The following is a 19,684-nucleotide window of genomic DNA, read 5'->3' as shown; positions in this document are numbered from 1 at the left end:
AACCGGAGAAGGCGGCACTGTTCGCCGCCTTCTCCCCACACTCCTGCCGGGGTTATTCACGTGTTCGCCAATTGTATTGATCGCTTTCGTACTCTGTTTCTCTCGATCCTGCTGCTGAGCTGCCTCATCATGCCGGCGCTGGCTGGCCCGTTCGAGGATTCGGTCGCCAAATTCGCCAATGACGAGTTCTCCGACACGGAGGCTGCGATCGGAGAGGTCGCGGCATCGGGCAATGCGCTCGCCTCGCCGATCATCAGCGCGCTGCAGGACGGCCGGCTGTCGGCCGATCCCGACAGCAAGAAGGTCTTCATCACCCAGGCCGACGGCAAGATCGTCGACGCCACCACGGGGGCCGCTGTCGACAAGCTGCCCGACAACGCCGCCGCCGTTCGCCTCAACAACCGCCTGCGCCGCACCGTGGAAGCCGCGCTCGGCGGCCTGACCTTGCTCTCGCCCGATCCGGCCAAGCGGCTGGCGGCGGCGCAATCGGTGTTCAAGAGCCACGAGGAGAACCTGCTGCCGACGGCCGAGGGCGCGCTCGCCAAGGAGAGCGTCAAGTCGATCAAGCAGGCTTTCGCCGAGGCGCGCGCCGCCATCATCCTGTTCAAGTCGGATGCATCCGACAGCGACAAGCTCGACGCCGTCGCCGTGGTCAAGGCGCGCGGCGACCAGGAGGCGCTGGCGCTGCTCACCGGCCTCGGCGATCAGCCGCCGCTGGTCGCCCAGGCGGCGGCAACCGCCGTCACCTCGATCCAGAGCAATCTCGCGATGTGGTCGATGGTGCAGAATGCCTGGTACGGCCTGTCGCTCGGCTCGGTGCTGCTGCTCGCCGCGATCGGGCTTGCCATCACCTTCGGCGTGATGGGCGTCATCAACATGGCGCATGGCGAGATGGTGATGCTCGGGGCCTACACCACTTTTGTGGTGCAGGAGGTGATCCGCACCCGCTATCCCGCACTGTTCGACTATTCGCTTCTGATCGCGGTGCCGCTCGCCTTCCTGGTCGCCGGCTTGATCGGTGTCGTGATCGAGCGCACCATCATCCGCTTCCTCTATGGCCGTCCGCTGGAGACGCTGCTCGCGACCTGGGGCCTGTCGCTGGTGTTGCAGCAGGCGGTGCGCACCGCGTTCGGTCCGACCAACCGCGAGGTCGGCAACCCGTCCTGGATGAGCGGTGCCTTCGAGCTCGGCCAGATCACCATCACCTATAACCGGCTCTGGATCCTCTGCTTCACGCTCGCGGTGTTTGCCATCCTGCTGGCGATGCTGCGCTACACCGCGCTCGGACTCGAGATGCGCGCGGTGACCCAGAACCGCCGCATGGCGGCCTCGATGGGGATCGCCACCTCGCGCGTCGACGCGCTGACCTTCGGCCTCGGCTCGGGGATCGCCGGCATCGCCGGCGTGGCGCTGTCGCAGATCGACAATGTCAGCCCGAATCTCGGCCAGAGCTACATCATCGACAGCTTCATGGTCGTGGTGTTCGGCGGCGTCGGCAATCTCTGGGGCACGCTGGTCGGCGCCTTCACGCTCGGCATCGCCAACAAGTTCCTGGAGCCTGTCGCGGGCGCGGTGCTCGGCAAGATCGCGATCCTGGTGCTGATCATCCTGTTCATCCAGAAGCGGCCGCGCGGCCTGTTCGCGCTCAAGGGGCGGGCGGTGGAAGCATGACCTGCTTTGAGCAACCAATGGCTGCCCCGAAGCGCGCTGCAACTCCCTCTCCCGCTTGCGGGGGAGGGTTGGGGTGGGGGTCTCTCCACACGGTAGACTCCCGACATGGAGAGACCCCCACCCGCCGCGCGCTGATGCGCGCCATAGCCGAAGCTCCGCTTCGGCGTCTCCCTAGAACGGCCGCCCAAGGCGGCCTGCGCTCCCCCGCAAGCGGGAGAGGCAAGGGAGTTGGCCGATGACGCCGCACATCCTCACCCGTTCGCTCGACCGCGCGGCGACCGCGTTCGTCCTGATCGTCGCCGCGATCGGCGTGCTGATCCCGTTGTCGAACCTGCTGCTGCCGCAGGGCTCGATGTTCCAGGTGCCGACCTATCTGGTCGCGCTGTGGGGCAAATATGTCTGCTACGCCATCCTCGCGCTCTCGATCGATCTGATCTGGGGCTATTGCGGTATCCTCTCGCTCGGCCACGGCGCGTTCTTCGCGCTGGGCGGCTACGCGATGGGCATGTACCTGATGCGCCAGATCGGCAGCCGCGGCGTCTACGGCAACCCGGTCCTGCCGGACTTCATGGTGTTCCTGAACTGGAGCAAGCTGCCCTGGTACTGGTACGGCTTCGACAAGTTCTGGTTTGCCGCGCTGATGGTGCTCCTGGTCCCGGGTCTGCTCGCCTTCTGCTTCGGCTGGCTCGCCTTCCGCTCGCGCGTCACCGGCGTGTATCTGTCGATCATCACCCAGGCGATGACCTATGCGCTGCTGCTGGCGTTCTTCCGCAACGATTTCGGCTTCGGCGGCAACAACGGGCTGACCGACTTCAAGGACATCATCGGCTTCAACGTGCAGGCCGAAGGCACCCGCGCGGCGCTGTTCCTGCTGAGCTGCCTCGCGCTGATCATCGCTTTCCTGATCTGCCGAGCGATCGTGACCTCGAAGCTCGGCAAGGTCCTGATTGCGGTGCGCGATGCCGAAAGCCGGACCCGGTTCCTCGGTTATCGCGTCGAATCCTACAAGCTGTTCGTGTTCACGCTGTCGGCCTGCATGGCCGGCGTCGCCGGCGCGTTGTACGTGCCGCAGGTCGGCATCATCAATCCGAGCGAGTTCGCGCCCGCCAACTCGATCGAGGCGGTGATCTGGGTCGCGGTCGGCGGCCGCGGCACGCTGGTCGGCGCTGCGCTCGGCGCCGTCGTCGTCAACTACGCCAAGACGTTCTTCACCTCGGGGCCGCTCGCACCGTACTGGCTGTTCATGCTGGGCGCGCTGTTCATCCTGGTGACGTTGCTGCTGCCGAAAGGCATCGTCGGCACCTTCAGCAGCTGGCGCGAGACGCGGCGCAGTGCGGCCATCGCGGCCGACAGGGACAGCGCGGCGCGCGAAGACGGCGTCGGCGCACCGAACCCGGCGGAGTAGGCAGATGAACGTCATGGATACCCGCGCCACCTCGGCCATGCTCTACCTCGACGGCGTGCACGTCTCGTTCGACGGCTTCCACGCCATCAACAATCTGTCGCTGGCGCTCGAGCCCGGCGAGATGCGCGCCATCATCGGTCCGAACGGCGCCGGCAAGACCACGATGATGGACATCATCACCGGCAAGACCAAGCCGGACGAGGGCACCGTGCTGTTCGACGGCACGGTCGATCTCACGCGGCTCGACGAGACCCGCATCGCCGAGCTCGGCATCGGCCGCAAATTCCAGAAGCCGACGGTGTTCGAGAGCCAGACCGTGCAGGACAACCTGCTGCTCGCGCTCAATGTCGATCATTCCGTGCGCGGCACGCTGTTCTGGCGCGGCAGCAAGGCCGAGTCCGAGCGCATCGACAAGGTGCTCGAGACCATCCGCCTGACCGATGCGCGCAACCGCCTCGCCGGCAGCCTGTCGCACGGCCAGAAGCAGTGGCTCGAAATCGGCATGTTGCTCGCGCAGGACCCGAAGGTGCTGCTGGTCGACGAGCCGGTCGCCGGCATGACCGATGTCGAGACCCATCTGACCGCGGAGCTTCTGAAGGAGATCAACAGGAACCACACCATCATGGTGGTCGAGCACGACATGACCTTCGTCCGCGAGCTCGGCGTCAAGGTGACCTGTCTGCATGAGGGTTCGGTGCTCGCCGAGGGTTCGATCGACCAGGTGTCGTCGAACGAGCGGGTGGTCGAAGTGTATCTGGGGCGCTAGGGCGATGCTGAAGATCGACAACATCAACCTCTACTACGGAGCGGCGCAGGCGCTGCGCGGCGTGTCGCTGACCGCCGAGCCGGGCAAGGTGACCTGCGTGCTCGGCCGCAACGGCGTCGGCAAGACCTCGCTGCTGCGCGCCATGGTAGGCCAGTATCCGATCGCCTCCGGCACGATCAATTTCGACGGCAAGGACATCACCGCGCTAAAGCCCTATGAGCGGGCGCGGCGCGGCATCGGCTTCGTGCCGCAGGGCCGCGAGATCTTTCCGCTGCTGACGGTGGAAGAGAACCTGAAGACCGGCTTCGGTCCGCTCAAGCGCGAAGACCGCAACATTCCCGACGACGTGTTCTCGCTGTTTCCGGTGCTGGAGACCATGCTGGGCCGCCGCGGCGGCGACCTTTCCGGCGGCCAGCAGCAGCAGCTCGCGATCGGCCGGGCGCTGGTGATGCGGCCAAAGCTCCTGCTGCTCGACGAGCCGACCGAGGGCATCCAGCCCTCGATCATCAAGGACATCGGCCGCGCCATCTCCTATCTGCGCAACCTCGGCAACATCGCGATCGTGCTGGTCGAACAATATCTCGACTTTGCCTGCGAACTCGGCGACAGTTTTGCCGTGATGGACCGAGGTGCGGTGAAATACGCCTGCGACCGCGCAAGCCTCGATCCTGCCGAGATCAGCCGCCAGATGGCGCTGTGAACAGGATGTAACGCCGCCTGTTGTGGCGCGCGAAGGGAGCGTCGGGGGAATGCGGACCGGGATCGCAGGCGCGGCAGCGGCGACGTTTGCGGCAAACCGCGCCCAGGGTGCGGTCCGGTTCGGCGTGCATCTGAAAGACGGCGCCACCCGCCGCGGCGACCTGCATGAGTCGGGCTCGCTGCGCGTCCGCTTCCCATCGCCGGAGGACGACGGTCTCTCGGCCATGTTCGTCAACACCGCCGGCGGCATTGCCGGCGGGGACCGCTTCGAGATTGCGATCACGGCCGACGAGGGCGCTCGGCTGACCCTGACCACGGCGGCGGCTGAGAAAGTCTATCGCGCACCGGCAGCGGCGGCACGGCTCGACATCGCGCTGACCGTTGCCGCAGGCGCGCATCTCGCCTGGCTGCCGCAGGAAACCATCCTGTTCGACCGTGCCCGCATTCACCGCGGCTTCGACATCGACCTTGCCGAGGGTGCTTCGCTCCTGCTCTGCGAGATCGTGGTGTTCGGCCGCGCCGCGATGGGCGAGACCATGCGCCATGGCGAATTCGTCGACCGCTGGCGGATGCGGCGCGGCGGCCGGCTGGTGTTTGCCGAGACCATCCGCCTCGACGGCGAGATCGGCGAGAAGCTGGCAAGGCCGGCGATCGCGGGGGGCGGCTGCGCGATCGGCACCACGCTGATCGTGCCGGGCGACGAGGCGCTGGTCGCGCGCATCCGCGAGGCGTCGGACAGCTTCGGCGGTGAAGTCGGCATCTCCGCCTGGAATGGCTTTGCAATGGCGCGCTTCTGTGCCCAAGATGCCGCCCGGTTGCGCGCCGACATGATGACGGTGCTCGGCCGCGCCTCCGCCGTGCCGCTGCCGCGGCTGTGGCTCAACTAGACCTTCCAAGAACGATCAGAGTGCTCGCATGAATTTGTCTCCCCGCGAAAAGGACAAGCTCCTGGTATCGATGGCGGCCATGGTGGCGCGGCGCCGGCTCGAGCGCGGCGTCAAGCTGAACCATCCGGAAGCGGTGGCCTTGATCACCGATTTCATCGTCGAGGGCGCGCGCGACGGCCGCACCGTCGCCGATCTGATGCAGGCCGGCGCCAAGGTCCTGACCCGCGCGCAGGTGATGGATGGCATCCCGGAGATGATCCACGACATCCAGGTCGAGGCGACATTCCCCGACGGCACCAAGCTCGTCACCGTTCACGAGCCGATCCGGTAGGAGCGCGACATGATCCCCGGCGAACTCTTCATCAAGGACGGCGAGATCGAGCTCAATGCCGGCCGCAAGACCGTGACGCTGTCGGTCGCCAACACCGGCGACCGTCCGATCCAGGTCGGCTCGCACTACCACTTCTTCGAAACCAACCCGGCGTTGAAATTCGACCGCAAGAAAGCCCGCGGCATGCGCCTCGACATCGCCGCCGGCACCGCCGTCCGCTTCGAACCCGGCCAGACCCGCGACGTCCAGCTCGTCGCGCTCGCCGGCAAGCGCGTGATCCATGGTTTTCGCGCCGAGGTGAAGGGGAAGCTGTGATCCGATGTGAGGTGAGCACACTCTTCAGGCTCCCTCCCCCCTTGCGGGGGAGGGTTGGGGAGAGGGGTAAGCCCCGGACGCTGACCGCAGAGGTTTGGCAACCCGGTGCAACGCGGATCTGCAACGCTCGCCTCTGCAGAGGAGCGCTGTAGCAGCATGCTCCCCCCAGTCCGCATAGTCTCCGAAGCCGCCGAGCTTGCCGCACGTCGTCACAACGGCATGGCGCGCAAGGGGCGGGGCAGCGAGCCTTACATCAACCATCTCGCCGAGGTCGCGAACCTGCTGGCGCAGGTGACCGATGGTGCCGATGCCGAGCTGGTGGCGGCGGGCTGGCTTCACGACACCATCGAGGACACCGAGACCACGCGCGAGGAGCTCGCGCAAAAGTTCAGCGCACGCGTCGCCGATCTCGTGGTCGAATGCACCGACGACATGAGCCTCGCGAAGCTGGTCCGCCGGCAAAAGCAGATCGAGGATGCTCCGCACAAATCTCCCGATGCAAAGCTGATCAAGACCGCCGACAAGATCAGCAATATCGGCGCGCGGATCGTGCCGCATCCAAGCAAGGACGAGCGCGACGATCTCGCCGACTATGCGGCCTGGGCCGACCAGGTCGTTGCCGGCTGCCGGGGCATCAATCCGCGGCTCGACCGCATTTTCGACGACACCATTGCGCGCGCCAGGGCCGCGCTGGCTGAAACTGGGGGCTGACATGTCCGTGAAGATCAAACGTTCCGTCTATGCCGACATGTTCGGGCCGACCACCGGCGACAGGGTGCGGCTCGCCGACACCGACCTGATCATCGAGGTCGAGAAGGATCTCACCACCTATGGCGAGGAGGTGAAGTTCGGCGGCGGCAAGGTGATCCGCGATGGCATGGGGCAGTCGCAGGTGACCAACGCGCAAGGCGCGGCCGATACCGTGATCACCAACGCGCTGATCGTCGATCACTGGGGCATCGTGAAGGCCGACGTCGCGATCAAGGAGGGCATGATCGCGGCGATCGGCAAGGCCGGCAATCCGGACATCCAGCCCAATGTGACCATCATCATCGGCCCCGGCACCGACGTGATCGCCGGCGAGGGCAAGATCCTCACCGCGGGCGGTTTCGACAGCCACATCCATTTCATCTGCCCGCAGCAGATCGAGCACGCGCTGATGAGTGGCGTCACCTCGATGTTAGGGGGCGGCACCGGCCCGTCGCACGGCACCTTCGCCACCACCTGCACGCCCGGTCCGTGGCACATGGGGCGGATGATCCAGTCGTTCGACGCCTTCCCGGTCAATCTCGGCATCTCGGGCAAGGGCAATGCCTCGCGTCCGGCGGCGCTGGTCGAGATGATCAAGGCCGGCGCCTGCGCGCTGAAGCTGCACGAGGATTGGGGCACCACGCCGTCCGCGATCGATACCTGTCTCTCGGTGGCCGACGATTACGACGTCCAGGTGATGCTGCACTCGGACACGCTGAACGAGTCCGGCTTCGTGGAGGATACGATCAAGGCTTTCAAGGGCCGCACCATCCATGCCTTCCACACCGAAGGTGCCGGCGGCGGCCACGCGCCCGACATCATCAAGGTTGCCGGCCTCAAGAATGTGCTGCCGTCCTCGACGAATCCGACAAGGCCGTTCACCCGCAACACCATCGACGAGCATCTGGATATGCTCATGGTGTGCCATCACCTCGATCCGTCGATCGCCGAAGACCTCGCCTTCGCCGAAAGCCGGATCCGCAAGGAGACCATCGCCGCCGAGGATATCCTGCACGATCTCGGCGCGCTCTCGATGATCTCGTCGGACTCGCAGGCGATGGGGCGGCTCGGGGAGGTCATCATCCGCACCTGGCAGACCGCCGACAAGATGAAGAAGCAGCGCGGCACGCTGCTGCAGGACAAGGGCAACGACAACGACAATTTCCGCGTCAAGCGCTACATCGCCAAATACACCATCAACCCCGCGATCGCGCACGGCGTGTCGAAGCTGATCGGCTCGGTCGAGAAAGGCAAGCTCGCCGACCTCGTGCTGTGGTCGCCGGCGTTCTTCGGCGTCAAGCCGGACTGCGTCATCAAGGGCGGCTCGATCGTTGCGGCGCCGATGGGCGATCCCAACGCCTCGATCCCGACGCCGCAGCCGGTGCATTACCAGCCGATGTTCGCCGCCTTCGGCAAGTCGCTCACCGCGTCCTCGGTGGTGTTCACCTCGAAGGCCGCGGCGAGCGGCGGTCTCGCCCGCAAGCTCGGCATCAGCAAGAAGCTCTACGCGGTGCAGAACACCCGCGGCAGGATCTCCAAGAAGAGCATGATCCACAACGACGCGACGCCCGAGATCGAGGTCGATCCCGAGACCTATGAGGTACGCGCAGACGGCGAGCTGCTGACCTGCGCGCCGGCCGAGGTTCTGCCCATGGCACAACGCTATTTTATGTTCTAAAACCGCTCCCGGTATCCAAAGCCAAAACAGAAAACCGGGAGGAATTTCCGTGATTTACGTCGTCGCCACGCTGACCATCAAGCCCGAGACCCGCGCCGAATTCATCGCCGCGGCGACGGCCTGCATCAAGGAAACCCGCAAGGAGCCCGGCAACATCGCCTACGATCTGCATGAGAGCGTCACCGACCACAGCAAGATGGTGTTCGTCGAGCAGTGGGAGAACGCCGACGCCCTGGTGCCGCATCGCACCGCCGAGCACATGAAGACGTTCGGCCGGGTCGCGGTGAAATGCATGGCCGCGCCGCCGAAGATCGAGGTGATCACGCCCGAGAAGGTCGACGTCCGCTAAAACAAGAAGAACAGGAGCAACAGCATGATCTATGTCATCGCCACCACGCCGATGAAGCCGGAGAACAAGGACGACTTCATCAAGGGGCACAAGGCCTGCACGGTCGAGACCCGCAAGGAGAAGGGCTGCATCTCCTATGACGGCAATGTCAGCGTCAACGATCCCAACCTCTATGTGGTGGTCGAGCGCTGGGAGAGCCGCGAGGATCTCAACGCCCATGCCAGGGCGCCGCACATGAAGGTATGGCGCGAATATTCCGCTAACATGAAGACCGGGCCGACGGTGATCGAGATCATCAGCGACGCCAAGGTCGAGAAGCTCTGAGGCATCGATGATCCGCGCCACCAAAGTCCTGGGACAGCATCGCTGGAAGGAAGCGGCAGCCGACACCGTCGTGCTCGATTTCGACGACCGGCACCGGCGGCGGATGGTGATGTCGGGGACGCGCGGGCTCGAATTCCTGCTCGATCTCGAAAACGCCGTCGCGCTGCGCGGCGGCGATGCGCTGGTGCTGGAGGACGGCCGCCTCGTCGAGGTGGTCGCAGCTCCCGAGCCGCTCGCGGAAATCCGCGGCAGCGATCCGCATCATCTGATCCGGGTCGCCTGGCATCTCGGCAACCGTCATCTGCCGACGCAGATCATGCCGAAGGGGTTGCGCATCCGCAGGGATCATGTGATCGAGGCGATGGTGAAGGGGTTAGGGGCCCGTGTCATCGAGATCGAGGCGCCGTTCGATCCCGAGGGCGGCGCCTATGCCGAGCATGCGCATGCCGACGAGCACGCGCACGGTCACACCGGGCACGATCATGCCCACAGCCATGCGCGTGATCACGGTCACCACCATGGCCATGATCATGGGCCTGACCATGACCACCACCATCATCATGATGAGCATTGCGAGCATGCCCATCATCACCACGACCACTCTCATGCTCATGACCACAAATGAGCCTGATCCCGCCGCGCTGCGCGGCGGGATGGCGGAGGACGAGGCGGCCGCGCTGTACCGGCTGATGACGTGGCTGTCGCCGTCCTTTCCGGTGGGAGCGTTCGCCTATTCCAGCGGCATCGAATGGGCGGTCGAGGCCGGCGACATCACCGATGCCGCGTCGCTGCGCGATTGGCTCGCCGCGATGCTTTCCGATGGCAGCGGATTTTGCGACGCCGTGTTTCTCGCGCAGAGTTTCCGCGCGGCTTTGCAGCCCAATCATGCCGGGCTGAAGGAGATCGCCGAGCTTGCCGCGGCCTTCGTGCCGTCGCGCGAGCGGCGGCTCGAGACCACGACGCAGGGGCGCGCCTTCATCGAGATTGCCGGTGCCGCCTGGAATTCACCCGGCCTCGACGCGATGATCGCGGCTTGCGACGGACCGATCGTCTACCCGGTCGCAGTCGGCCTCGTCAGCGCCGCGCACGGCATTCGGCTTGCGCCGGCGCTGCACGCCTTCCTGCATGCCGTGCTCTCGAACTGGATTTCCGCGGGCAGCCGGCTGATCCCGCTCGGGCAGACCGACAGCCAGCGCGTGCTGGCCGATCTCGAGCCGGTCGTTGCCGCGACCGCGGCGCGGGCCGGCGCCGCCTCGCTCGACGATCTCGGCAGCGCGACCTTTCGCGCCGATCTCGCAAGCCTGCGTCACGAGACGCAGTACACGAGGCTGTTCCGGTCATGATGGTCTCACCGTCGTCCCGGCGAAGGCCGGGACCCATCACCACCGGCCTCTGTGGTTATGCAAGTCTGCGGCCTCAGCTTCGCGCAACAATTCAATTCAGTGGTAATGGGTCCCGGCCTGCGCCGGGACGACGATAACGGAGAGAGCACCTGATATGCCCACTTCCCACGGCCCACTTCGCGTCGGCGTCGGCGGTCCGGTCGGCTCCGGCAAGACCGCGCTGATGGACCTGCTCTGCAAGTCGATGCGCGAGCGCTACGACATCGCCGCGATCACCAACGACATCTACACCAAATGGGATGCCGAGTTTCTGGTGCGCTCCGGCTCGCTGACGCCGGACCGCATCGCCGGTGTCGAGACCGGCGGCTGTCCGCACACCGCGATCCGCGAGGACGCTTCGATGAATCTCGCGGCGGTCGCCGACATGCGGGCGAAATTCCCCAACCTCGATCTGGTGCTGATCGAATCCGGCGGCGACAATCTGGCGGCGACCTTCTCGCCGGAATTGGCCGATCTGACGATCTACGTCATCGACGTTGCCGCCGGCGACAAGATCCCCTCCAAGGGCGGTCCCGGCATCACGCGATCCGACCTCCTGGTGATCAACAAGATCGATCTTGCACCCCATGTCGGTGCGTCGCTCGAGAAGATGGACACCGACGCCAGGCGGATGCGCGGCGAGCGGCCCTTCGTGATGACCAACCTGAAGAAGAGCGACGGCCTCGATCGCATCATCAGCTTCATCGAGACCAAGGGCGGCCTTCGGTCGCAGGGCAAGGTCAAGGCGGGCTGACGTTAATCATTGTGGCGGTGCGATTCCTTATCCCCGCCATCCTGAGGAGCGCGCAGCGCGTCTCGAAGGATGAACGGCCCCGCTGGTGGCCATGCATCCTTCGAGACTCGCTCGGCTCGCACCTCCAGCGACAAAGGCGAAGCCTTTGCGCGAGGATGACGGGGTGAGCCTTTGGCCGATCACGGCCGCCGCAAAAAAGCTGCGCAATAGCCGGAACAATTTCCAACTTTGACGATTAGCAACCGTTGGCGCCGCCAAAGACCGCCGGGTGGCGTCGTCGTTAATGTTGCCGACCGGCTCCTGTTGCGGACCGATGATCGCTATTCCATATTACTTAGCGGCGGGCTTTCATCGCATCCTGATTTGTCGCCGCCCTCGCAGAAGCCAGATGCCTTCCGTCCCCTTTCGCCACCCCCTGATTGCCGAGTAAGCGTGTGGTTCGACTGGGCTTCATCGTTGCCTTGATTGCACTGATCGGAGTTCTGCTCTCCGGTCTTGCCGCCTATCGGGTGCACGATCAGGAGCTCGCGATCGACGGCATCGCGCTGGCGCGGGCGATCGACGTCCATGCCAGCCTGGTGCAGGACCGCCTGACCGAGCGCGAGCTGCTGGCGCGGGTGGCCTCGGGGCTGTTCCGGGCGCCGTCGATGGTGAAGGCCAACATGCTGCAGCCGCTGCGCTCGGCGATCTACGCCTTCAAGACCGATTTCGTCGTCGCCGCCTGGATCGCGCGGCTCAAGCCGGACGAGCTCGCCGCGGCGGAGGCCGAGCTGAAGGCCAACGGCTTCACCAATCCGACCATCCGGGATTTCGACGACCAGGCGCTTGACCTCAAGGCGCTCGACAAGCCGATCAACGTGCTGATGGACGTCGAGCCGCGCAATCCGGAGACCCTGAGCATTCCGGGCCGCGCCTTCGACCGCCACTCGGTGGTGGGCCCGATGCTGGCGCAGGCGATGGCCAACGCCAAGCCGGTGGCCTCCGACCCGGTGCCGTTGTTGCGGCAGAACGGCCCGGTCGGGGTCGTGCTCGCCGCGCCGGTGTTCCAGGAGGGCGCATCCGAGCCGGCCGGCTTCATCACCTTCTCCTATGAGTTGTCGTCGCTGATGCTGACCAACGACGACAGCTCGCTGTTCGCGGTGGCGCTGAAGGACCCGCGCGACTCGAATGACGAGTTCACCGCCAACGAGCAGGGCATCGTCACCTCGCGCGCGGTGCGCCAGGACGGCCCGGTGCCGTCGATGGTGCGCACGGTGACGTTCGGCGGCCGTGACTGGTCGCTCGACTATTACGCCAAGAGCAACGCCACGGTGCGTGCGCAGCAGACCGCGACCATCGTCGCGGCGATCGGCCTCGCGCTGACCGGCATCGTCTGCGGCCTGTTCGGCTATGTCGCCTACAACAATTTGCGCCTCAGCCGCGAGATCGAGGTCCGCATCGGCTTCGAGCGCCGGTTGACCGCCGTGATCGACGAGCTCAACCATCGCGTCAAGAACATCCTCGCGGTGATCCAGTCGATCGTGACCCGCACGCTGCGGCACGGCGCCGATATCGACGTCGCGCGCGAGCTCCTGATCGGGCGCATCCACGCGATGTCGAACGTCGTCACGCTGCTCAGCGAGAGCCAGTGGCAGGGCGTCAAGCTGAAGGGCCTGTTCGAATCGCGCTCGATCCCGCATGCCGACCGGATCGCGGTGAACGGTCCCGACATCACGGTCAGCGCTCGCGCCGCGCAATCGCTGTCGCTGCTGTTCTTCGAGCTCGCCTCGCATTCCGACGAAGGGCTGTCCCTGGTCGGCAAGCACCCGCACATCGTCGCCAATTGGGAGGTCGTCGGCGACGATGCGGACGTGGTCTTCCATTTCCGCTGGGAGGAGTTCAACACCAGCCAGGCGACGCGGCGGGTCGACAGTGACTTCGGCCTGATCCTGCTCGACCGTGTCGCGCCCGAAGCGCTCGGCGGCACCGCGAAGCGCTACTTCACCGACGTCTCCTATGTCTATGAGCTGACCGCGCCGATGGACACCGTCGTCGACATGACCGAGCGCGACCGCACCGAACAGTTCTCCGCGCCGCTGCGCCCGGTGAAGAAGTAGCGGCTGCCTCAGGTTGTGTGATCATGACGCCGCGCGGATTGATCGAAATCAGGCGCGCGCGCAGACCCCCGCGTCATCGTGACCAATGCCCGGCATCCGTAACAGACCGCAACCGTTTGTTAAAACTTCGTTGAACTTGCTTGGGCATATACCGAGCAGGATACCGTCTGAGGACCCCGATGAGGCTTTGGGTCAGCCTGACCTTGCTCGCGGCAGTTTTGCCGGTAGGGCTGTCGCTTGCCTTGACCCCGGCGACGGCGCCGGGCGACCCTGCGACAATCCGTGCCAGCTATCGGCGGCCGGACGTCGTTCCGTTCCCGAGCAGCAATCCCTATTCGGAGGCGAAATCCACCCTTGGGCAGCTGCTGTTCTTCGATCCGCTGCTGTCGAGGTCAAAGACGCACTCCTGCGCGAGCTGCCACAGGCCATCCCTTTCATGGGCCGACGGCCTTCCGCGCGCCATCGGTGAGGATCCCAAGGGCCTGCCGATCCGCTCGCCGACATTGATCGATGTGGCCTTCTTCGAGCCGTTGGGATGGGACGGCAAGTTCAAGGATCTGGAATCCGTTGCGTTCGGGCCGATCCTCAGTCCGGCGAACCTGAACATGACCGAGCCGGAATTGATCGCGCGACTGTCGGCGATCCCCGGCTATGTCGATGCCTTCGCCCACGCGTTCGGAGACGGCGCGATCACGCGGCCGAGGATCGAGGCGTCATTGGCGACCTTCGAGCGCTCCATCGTTGCAGGCGAGGCTCCGTTCGACCGTTGGATCAAGGGCGACGATACCGCCATCAGCAAGCCAGCCCAGCACGGCTTTGAGCTTTTCAACGGCAAGGCGCGTTGCTCGGCTTGCCACAGCGGCCCGTCGTTTTCCGACGGATCCTTCCAGGATATCGGTACCGCCAAGGGCCATGACATCGGGCGCGGCCGTTTCTTTCCGACCTCGGCGAAGCTGAAATATGCGTTCAAGACGCCGACATTGCGCGACGTCGCGCGCCGCGCGCCCTATATGCACGACGGATCGGTGGCGACGCTGGAAGATGTCATCGAGCTCTACAACAAGGGCGGGATCGATCGGCCGAGCCGATCGCCCGACATCAAGCCGCTGTCCCTGACGGCAGGCGAGAAGAACGATCTCATTGCCTTCCTGCAAACCCTGACCGCAACGGCCCCGCCGGTGGCAGGAGTCCCCAAACTGCCGCGCTGACCTCGGCCCAACGCGGTTCAGACGAGGTTCGTTCAGGACAGGTGCGGCAGCGCCGCGCCCAGGAGGCCGAGCCCGACGATCACGAATGCGCCCGCGCAGGTCTCGAGTGTCGCTGTGCGCGCACCGGACGATCTTGTCATGTAGGCGAGGGCCGACCCCACCCCGATACTTACGACGCTCAACGCTCCGAACACTTTACCGGCCTCCCGATCCGATTTGTCCGGATTTCACTACGACAGTTGAATTGAGCTCCCGTGCCGGAATTAGCTAAAATTTGAGGGAACCGGCTGTAAATACTGCACTAAGGGACAGGCCGGGGGCTCGCCAGCCCTGATTAACCACAATGCAACCATGGGCTGTCCCGGCAGGCGCAAAGCGTAAAATTTGATATAAGTTAAACAAGTCCTTAAGTGTGTGGGCGGTTGGTTCAATGTTTAGTGGATGGGCGCGAGATACCGTCTCGGCGGTGCGCTCCTTTTTCGCCACGTGCCTTGCAGCGGTTTTGTTTTGTGTCGTCGCCGCGCGCAGTGCCGAGGCACATGTCAAATGGTTTTGTGCTTACGATGTCGCCGGTCAGCCCCGCGGACTCGAGAATGTCCTTTGCCTGGACTTCGAGCTGCTGCTCGGTGTCGCGGTCTTCTGGCTGTTTGCGGGTTGCCTGATCGAGCCCACCTCGCTGGGTGATGCCACGATCCGGGTGATGGACCGCATCACCGAGGGACTGCGGCTGCGCACCGAATTGATGATGCGCGCCGTCTGCGCGTTCTTCTTCATCTCGATCTGGGCCGTGGGCGGCATCCTGCTGACGCCCGAGTTGAAGACGACGTCGCCGTACGTCGGCGCGCTGCAGCTTGCGATCGCTGCCGGGATGCTGTCACGACGCACGCTGCCGCTGTCGGCGGCGGGGATGGTGGTCCTGTTCGGGATCGGCGTGCGCGACTATGGTGTCTTTCACCTCGCCGATTACCCGATCTTTCTCGGTGTTGCCGCCTATCTTGCGCTCGTCGGGCTGAACAAGGATCTGTTCGGAATCCGGCCGATCGACGTGATGCGCTACGCCGCCGCGGTGACGTTGATGTGGGCCTCGGTCGAAAAATGGGCCTATCCGGAGTGGAGCTTCCCGCTGCTGATCGAGCATTCCGCGATGACGCTGGGCTTCGACAACGAGTTCTACATGCGCGCCGCCGGCATGGTGGAATTCACGCTCGCCTTCGCCTTGATCTGGACGCCGCTGATCCGGCGCTGCGCCGCCACCGTGCTGACGGGGATGTTCATCAGCGCGTGCTTCGAATTCGGCAAGATCGACACGATCGGCCATTCGGCGATCATCGCCGTCCTGCTTGCGATTGTCGCCGACAACAAGGTGTTGCCGCGCGACCGTCGTGCGCCGTGGCTTGCCCCGGTTGCGCTCGGGGCCGCGCTGTCGGTGACCTTGTTCGTCTACTATTTCGGCCACGCCGCGATCTTCAAGACCTCGGTCCTGTAGATCGCCGCCGCCTGGGGCGGCTATTTGGCGACGTGGACGGCGAGCTTCATCTTCGGATGAATGCCGCACAGCACCGTGTAGTCGCCGGGCACCGAGAAGGTGACGTCGAACTTGCTGCCCGGCTGCTGGTCGCCCGAGTCGAAACTGAACGTCTCGGTGCTCAAATAAGCGTGATGCAGCAGTTCACCGTCATCGTTAACGAATCGTAAAACCTCGCCCCGCTTGATCGAGATCTGCGCGGGTTTGAATTCACGATCCTTCTGCGAAATGACATAAGGGGCTGCGCCCAAAGCGGCTCCCGCAAGCGCTCCAGTAACGATCGCCGCCGCAAATGGCACGCGGCCGAACTGGCTTTGGCGCAAGGCGCGCAACAAGCCTGACTGCATGAGACCCCCGCTGAAGCTCGAACACCAAATATCGGCTATCCCGGGCTGCAAGTGTGGCTCCGGGATTACCTGTAAGGGTGATTATCGCCAGCTGATCTTAACGATTTCAGCATGAGTTCCAGTCACTACTAAGGCAATTTTGAGCAGACAGTTATTTTCCGCAGTGCTGCGCGTTTCTGCGTAGCTTGAGTATCGAGCACTACGGCGAAACGCGGGCATGGACAGCCTATTTGGCAACCTCAAGGTAAAGAGCGGTGCGGCCTTTCGGTTCGCGGCCGGCTGCCTTTCGCGTCTTGCCCTGACCAAGGGTTCGATCCGCAGCCAGATTCTGATTTTTTGCCTTGCGATGAGCGCCGTTGCGGTCGCCCTCGGCGGATACTCCATCCTCGGCATCCGCCATGCCGGCGATCTGGTGGCCAAGACGTTCGACGAATCCCTGATGTCGATCAACTATGCACGCGCGGCCGGTGCGGATTTCGCCACGATGCGGGTCGCCTCGTCGCAGCGCCTGCTGACCACGGATCCGGAGATCCGCGCCAATCTCGATGGCCAGATTGAAAAGCTCGCGAAGACGCTCTCGGAAGACCTGGCGATTGCCGCCGATCGGTCGCAATCCTCGCGCGCCGCGCAAGCCGCCGCAAAGGTTCAGGAAGCCGCCGACGCCTGGATGGCGCTGCACCGACGCGCGGTCGGATCGTCCACAGAGGGAAGCGCGGCGGCCGATCCGCGCGAACCGGGCGCGACGGTCGGCGATGTCGATCGCTACTCCAAGATCGTCAGCCAGCAGGTCGAGCTGCTGGTCAACTATACGGCCGGCGACGGCTTTCTGTTTCGGCAAAAGGCGCTCTCGACGATCAAGCGGGACCTGCAGCTCAACGTGGCCGGGCTGACCGTCGCGCTGTTTCTGTCGGCCCTGTTTTCCTGGCTGCTGGCGCGCCGCATCATCGGACCGGTCGCGATCGCATCGCGGGCCGCGCGAAGCATCGCCGGCGGCGACCTCGACGCGACCATCCCGAAGGGCGGTACCGACGAGCTTGGCACGCTTCTGACCGCCATGGAAACGATGCGCGACAACATCCGGCGGATGGTCAATCAAGAGGTATCGCAACGCCGCTCGGCGCAGGCACGGCTTTCCGATGCGCTTGAAACGTCGCGTGAGGGCGTCGTGCTGCTCGACGCGGATGGCCAGGTCGCGCTGGCCAACTCGCGCGCGAGTGAACTCATCCGTCTCTCGCCGCAGCTTCTGCAGTCGAATCCGCTCGATGCCGCCAGGCTGGCGCCGGCCGATGGTGACATCGACGGCTTTGCGAGCGAGGCGCAGCTTTCGGATGGACGCTGGCTGCGTGTCAGCCGCAGCGAGACGCAGGAGGGCGGCGTCGTCCTCGTCTACAGCGACATCTCCGCGCTGAAGCAGCAGAAGGCCGAGCTGCATGAAACCAATCTGCGGCTCGACGCGGCGCTCACGCACATGTCGCAGGGGCTGTGCCTCTACAACAGCGAGGCGCGGCTGCAGGTCGCCAACCGCCGGTTCTGCGAGATCTTCGATATATCGCCGGAGCTTGTCATTCCCGGAATGACCATGGAGGAGGTGCTCGACCTGAGCATCGCCGCCGGCAATCATGGCGAGCGGACCGTCGCCGACCTGCTGGCGGAGCGCGAGCGTTCGATGGCCCAGCACGACGGCAACTATCTGCAGCATCTCAGCGATGGACGGATCATTGCGATCGCGCAACGGCCGACGTCCGATGGCGGCTGGCTCGTCACCTGCGAGGACGTCACCGAACAGCAACGGGCGGAATCGCAGATCGCGTTCATGGCCCGGCACGATGCGCTGACCAAGCTGCCGAACCGGACGTTGCTGGCCGAACGGATCGAGCTGGCGGTTGCGCAGGTCGGCCGCGGACTCGGCTTCGCGGTGTTCTGCCTCGATCTCGATAATTTCAAGCAGGTCAACGACACGCTCGGGCATCCGGTCGGCGACGAACTGCTGTGTGCGGTCGCGGACCGGCTCAACGCCTGCGTCCGTGAGGTCGACACCGTCGCGCGTTTGGGCGGCGACGAGTTCGCGGTCATCCAGTGTGGCGTCCAGGGCGGAGACGAGGCCGAACGCCTCGCGCGCCGCGTCGTGGAATGCGTGGGTGCGCCCTACGAGCTGAATGGGCATCGCGTCGTCGTCGGATGCAGCGTCGGCATCTCGATGTCGCCGGGCGACGGCACCACCGGCGAGAAGCTGCTGAAGAACGCCGACGTCGCTTTGTACCGCGCCAAGATGGAGGGCCGCGGCACCTGGCGTTTCTTCGAGCCTGCGATGGACGCCAGCCTGCAGCGACGCCGGGCGCTCGAGCTCGACCTTCGCGAGGCGATGGCCAAGGACGAATTCTCGTTGTACTACCAGCCGCTCTACGATCTTCATCTCGACCGCATCTGCGGCTTCGAGGCGCTGCTGCGATGGCATCACCCCAAGCGCGGGATGGTGTCGCCGGACCAGTTCATCCCGATCGCGGAAGAGATCGGCCTGATCGGCCCGCTGGGAGAATGGGTGCTCAATCGCGCCTGCGAACAGGCGACGACCTGGCCCGGCGAGATGAAGCTCGCGGTCAACGTCTCCGCGGTCCAGTTTCGCGATGCCGACTTCATCGACGTCGTTGTCAACGCGCTCGCGGCGTCAAAATTGTCGCCGCGCCGGCTGGAGCTCGAAATCACCGAGTCCGTGTTCCTCGCGAACAGCAACGAGACGCTTGCAACGCTGCACAAGCTGAAGGCGCAGGGGCTGCGCATCGCGCTGGACGATTTCGGCACCGGCTATTCCTCGCTGAGCTATCTGCGCAGCTTCCCGTTCGACAAGCTCAAGATCGACAAATCCTTCGTGCGCGACGCGACCGCGACGCATGGATCGAAGTCGATCGTTCGCGCCGTCATCAGCCTCGGCAGAAGCCTCGGCATGACCACGATCGCGGAGGGCATCGAGACCGTCGAGCAGCTGGATCATATGCGGGCCGAAGGCTGCAACGAGGCGCAGGGCTTCCTGCTCAGTCATCCGGTCCCGGTGACCGAAATCGCAGCCAAGATCCTCGAATTGAGAAACGGCTTCAAGCCGGCCTCCGTCAAGACGGCGCTGGCCAGCTGACGGCGCGCTGAGCGTCACCGGCCCTTGCAGGCCAACATAAAAAGGCGGCCCGCGGGCCGCCTTTCCTGTT

The 19,684-nt window shown here is 64.8% G+C and carries 19 protein-coding genes; 18 read left to right on the top strand and 1 reads right to left on the bottom strand.

Annotated features, from left to right (window positions below; translation table 11 throughout):
• The first annotated feature begins 129 nt into the window (after positions 1 to 129).
• The 17 genes from urtB to JEY66_RS38940 all read left to right on the top strand — a co-directional run bounded on the left by urtB (position 130) and on the right by JEY66_RS38940 (position 16,101).
• A complete protein-coding gene (gene urtB, locus JEY66_RS39020; RefSeq protein WP_085964905.1) occupies positions 130 to 1,671 on the top strand; it encodes an urea ABC transporter permease subunit UrtB in 1,542 nt (513 codons plus the stop codon).
• Between the two features lie 235 nt (positions 1,672 to 1,906).
• A complete protein-coding gene (gene urtC / locus JEY66_RS39015; RefSeq protein WP_016842653.1) occupies positions 1,907 to 3,076 on the top strand; it encodes an urea ABC transporter permease subunit UrtC in 1,170 nt (389 codons plus the stop codon).
• 4 nt (positions 3,077 to 3,080) lie between these two features.
• Complete coding sequence (urtD, locus tag JEY66_RS39010) at positions 3,081 to 3,842, top strand: urea ABC transporter ATP-binding protein UrtD (protein ID WP_016842654.1); 762 nt, start codon at positions 3,081 to 3,083, stop codon at positions 3,840 to 3,842.
• A 4-nt stretch (positions 3,843 to 3,846) separates the two neighbouring features.
• On the top strand, positions 3,847 to 4,542 hold the full coding sequence (urtE, locus tag JEY66_RS39005; protein WP_018269603.1) for an urea ABC transporter ATP-binding subunit UrtE: 696 nt from the start codon (positions 3,847 to 3,849) through the stop codon (positions 4,540 to 4,542).
• A 49-nt stretch (positions 4,543 to 4,591) separates the two neighbouring features.
• Positions 4,592 to 5,428 carry an urease accessory protein UreD gene (locus JEY66_RS39000; protein ID WP_018269604.1) on the top strand — a complete coding sequence of 279 codons (837 nt, stop codon included), beginning with the start codon at positions 4,592 to 4,594 and terminating at the stop codon, positions 5,426 to 5,428.
• Positions 5,429 to 5,456: 28 nt separating this feature from the next.
• Positions 5,457 to 5,759, top strand: coding sequence for an urease subunit gamma (locus JEY66_RS38995; protein WP_016847281.1), 303 nt, complete (start codon positions 5,457 to 5,459; stop codon positions 5,757 to 5,759).
• A 9-nt stretch (positions 5,760 to 5,768) separates the two neighbouring features.
• Complete coding sequence (locus tag JEY66_RS38990; RefSeq protein WP_016847280.1) at positions 5,769 to 6,074, top strand: urease subunit beta; 306 nt, start codon at positions 5,769 to 5,771, stop codon at positions 6,072 to 6,074.
• A gap of 156 nt (positions 6,075 to 6,230) precedes the next feature.
• The gene (locus JEY66_RS38985) at positions 6,231 to 6,785 is read left to right on the top strand and encodes an HD domain-containing protein (RefSeq protein ID WP_026192180.1); all 555 of its coding nucleotides are present in this window, start codon (positions 6,231 to 6,233) and stop codon (positions 6,783 to 6,785) included.
• Position 6,786: 1 nt separating this feature from the next.
• The gene (gene ureC / locus JEY66_RS38980) at positions 6,787 to 8,502 is read left to right on the top strand and encodes an urease subunit alpha (protein WP_018269605.1); all 1,716 of its coding nucleotides are present in this window, start codon (positions 6,787 to 6,789) and stop codon (positions 8,500 to 8,502) included.
• A gap of 49 nt (positions 8,503 to 8,551) precedes the next feature.
• On the top strand, positions 8,552 to 8,851 hold the full coding sequence (locus tag JEY66_RS38975; RefSeq protein WP_016847277.1) for a putative quinol monooxygenase: 300 nt from the start codon (positions 8,552 to 8,554) through the stop codon (positions 8,849 to 8,851).
• Positions 8,852 to 8,875: 24 nt separating this feature from the next.
• Positions 8,876 to 9,175: a putative quinol monooxygenase gene (locus tag JEY66_RS38970; protein WP_016847276.1), complete on the top strand. Its 300-nt coding sequence runs from the start codon at positions 8,876 to 8,878 to the stop codon at positions 9,173 to 9,175.
• A gap of 7 nt (positions 9,176 to 9,182) precedes the next feature.
• A complete protein-coding gene (locus JEY66_RS38965) occupies positions 9,183 to 9,800 on the top strand; it encodes an urease accessory protein UreE (RefSeq protein WP_016847275.1) in 618 nt (205 codons plus the stop codon).
• Positions 9,781 to 10,518 (top strand): urease accessory protein UreF, encoded by a 738-nt coding sequence (locus JEY66_RS38960; RefSeq protein ID WP_016847274.1) that lies wholly within the window; start codon positions 9,781 to 9,783, stop codon positions 10,516 to 10,518. The genes JEY66_RS38965 and JEY66_RS38960 overlap by 20 nt, the downstream gene beginning before the upstream one ends.
• Positions 10,519 to 10,672: 154 nt before the next feature.
• Positions 10,673 to 11,311, top strand: a complete 639-nt coding sequence (gene ureG / locus JEY66_RS38955; protein WP_016847273.1) for an urease accessory protein UreG — start codon at positions 10,673 to 10,675, stop codon at positions 11,309 to 11,311.
• A 434-nt stretch (positions 11,312 to 11,745) separates the two neighbouring features.
• A complete protein-coding gene (locus tag JEY66_RS38950) occupies positions 11,746 to 13,407 on the top strand; it encodes a CHASE domain-containing protein (protein ID WP_016847272.1) in 1,662 nt (553 codons plus the stop codon).
• 179 nt (positions 13,408 to 13,586) lie between these two features.
• Positions 13,587 to 14,615 (top strand): cytochrome-c peroxidase, encoded by a 1,029-nt coding sequence (locus JEY66_RS38945; RefSeq protein ID WP_016847271.1) that lies wholly within the window; start codon positions 13,587 to 13,589, stop codon positions 14,613 to 14,615.
• A gap of 502 nt (positions 14,616 to 15,117) precedes the next feature.
• On the top strand, positions 15,118 to 16,101 hold the full coding sequence (locus JEY66_RS38940; protein ID WP_016847269.1) for a hypothetical protein: 984 nt from the start codon (positions 15,118 to 15,120) through the stop codon (positions 16,099 to 16,101).
• A gap of 20 nt (positions 16,102 to 16,121) precedes the next feature.
• Here the strand turns inward: JEY66_RS38940 and JEY66_RS38935 are convergent, their stop codons facing one another.
• Positions 16,122 to 16,487: a methylamine utilization protein gene (locus tag JEY66_RS38935; protein ID WP_016847268.1), complete on the bottom strand. Its 366-nt coding sequence runs from the start codon at positions 16,485 to 16,487 to the stop codon at positions 16,122 to 16,124.
• A gap of 217 nt (positions 16,488 to 16,704) precedes the next feature.
• Between JEY66_RS38935 and JEY66_RS38930 the strand changes: the two genes are divergently transcribed.
• Positions 16,705 to 19,614, top strand: coding sequence for an EAL domain-containing protein (locus tag JEY66_RS38930; protein WP_018269609.1), 2,910 nt, complete (start codon positions 16,705 to 16,707; stop codon positions 19,612 to 19,614).
• The last annotated feature ends 70 nt before the right edge of the window (positions 19,615 to 19,684 follow it).

Origin of the sequence: Bradyrhizobium elkanii USDA 76 (assembly GCF_023278185.1) — a bacterium.
GTDB classification, from domain to species: Bacteria; Pseudomonadota; Alphaproteobacteria; order Rhizobiales; family Xanthobacteraceae; genus Bradyrhizobium; species Bradyrhizobium elkanii.
Note: the sequence above shows the minus strand (reverse complement) of the source record. Positions and strands in the feature narration are given on the sequence as shown.

Bases quoted from the DNA above. Each gene is read 5' to 3' on its own strand.
- JEY66_RS38970 (WP_016847276.1), top strand. From the start codon at position 8,876: ATGATCTATGTCATCGCCACCACGCCGATGAAGCCGGAGAACAAGGAC.
- urtD (WP_016842654.1), top strand. From the start codon at position 3,081: ATGAACGTCATGGATACCCGCGCCACCTCGGCCATGCTCTACCTCGAC.
- JEY66_RS38960 (WP_016847274.1), top strand. From the start codon at position 9,781: ATGCTCATGACCACAAATGAGCCTGATCCCGCCGCGCTGCGCGGCGGG.
- urtC (WP_016842653.1), top strand. From the start codon at position 1,907: ATGACGCCGCACATCCTCACCCGTTCGCTCGACCGCGCGGCGACCGCG.
- JEY66_RS38930 (WP_018269609.1), top strand. From the start codon at position 16,705: ATGGACAGCCTATTTGGCAACCTCAAGGTAAAGAGCGGTGCGGCCTTT.
- ureC (WP_018269605.1), top strand. From the start codon at position 6,787: ATGTCCGTGAAGATCAAACGTTCCGTCTATGCCGACATGTTCGGGCCG.
- JEY66_RS38995 (WP_016847281.1), top strand. From the start codon at position 5,457: ATGAATTTGTCTCCCCGCGAAAAGGACAAGCTCCTGGTATCGATGGCG.
- JEY66_RS38935 (WP_016847268.1), bottom strand. From the start codon at position 16,487: ATGCAGTCAGGCTTGTTGCGCGCCTTGCGCCAAAGCCAGTTCGGCCGC.
- JEY66_RS38985 (WP_026192180.1), top strand. From the start codon at position 6,231: ATGCTCCCCCCAGTCCGCATAGTCTCCGAAGCCGCCGAGCTTGCCGCA.
- JEY66_RS38990 (WP_016847280.1), top strand. From the start codon at position 5,769: ATGATCCCCGGCGAACTCTTCATCAAGGACGGCGAGATCGAGCTCAAT.
- ureG (WP_016847273.1), top strand. From the start codon at position 10,673: ATGCCCACTTCCCACGGCCCACTTCGCGTCGGCGTCGGCGGTCCGGTC.
- JEY66_RS38965 (WP_016847275.1), top strand. From the start codon at position 9,183: ATGATCCGCGCCACCAAAGTCCTGGGACAGCATCGCTGGAAGGAAGCG.
- JEY66_RS38945 (WP_016847271.1), top strand. From the start codon at position 13,587: ATGAGGCTTTGGGTCAGCCTGACCTTGCTCGCGGCAGTTTTGCCGGTA.
- urtB (WP_085964905.1), top strand. From the start codon at position 130: ATGCCGGCGCTGGCTGGCCCGTTCGAGGATTCGGTCGCCAAATTCGCC.
- urtE (WP_018269603.1), top strand. From the start codon at position 3,847: ATGCTGAAGATCGACAACATCAACCTCTACTACGGAGCGGCGCAGGCG.
- JEY66_RS39000 (WP_018269604.1), top strand. From the start codon at position 4,592: ATGCGGACCGGGATCGCAGGCGCGGCAGCGGCGACGTTTGCGGCAAAC.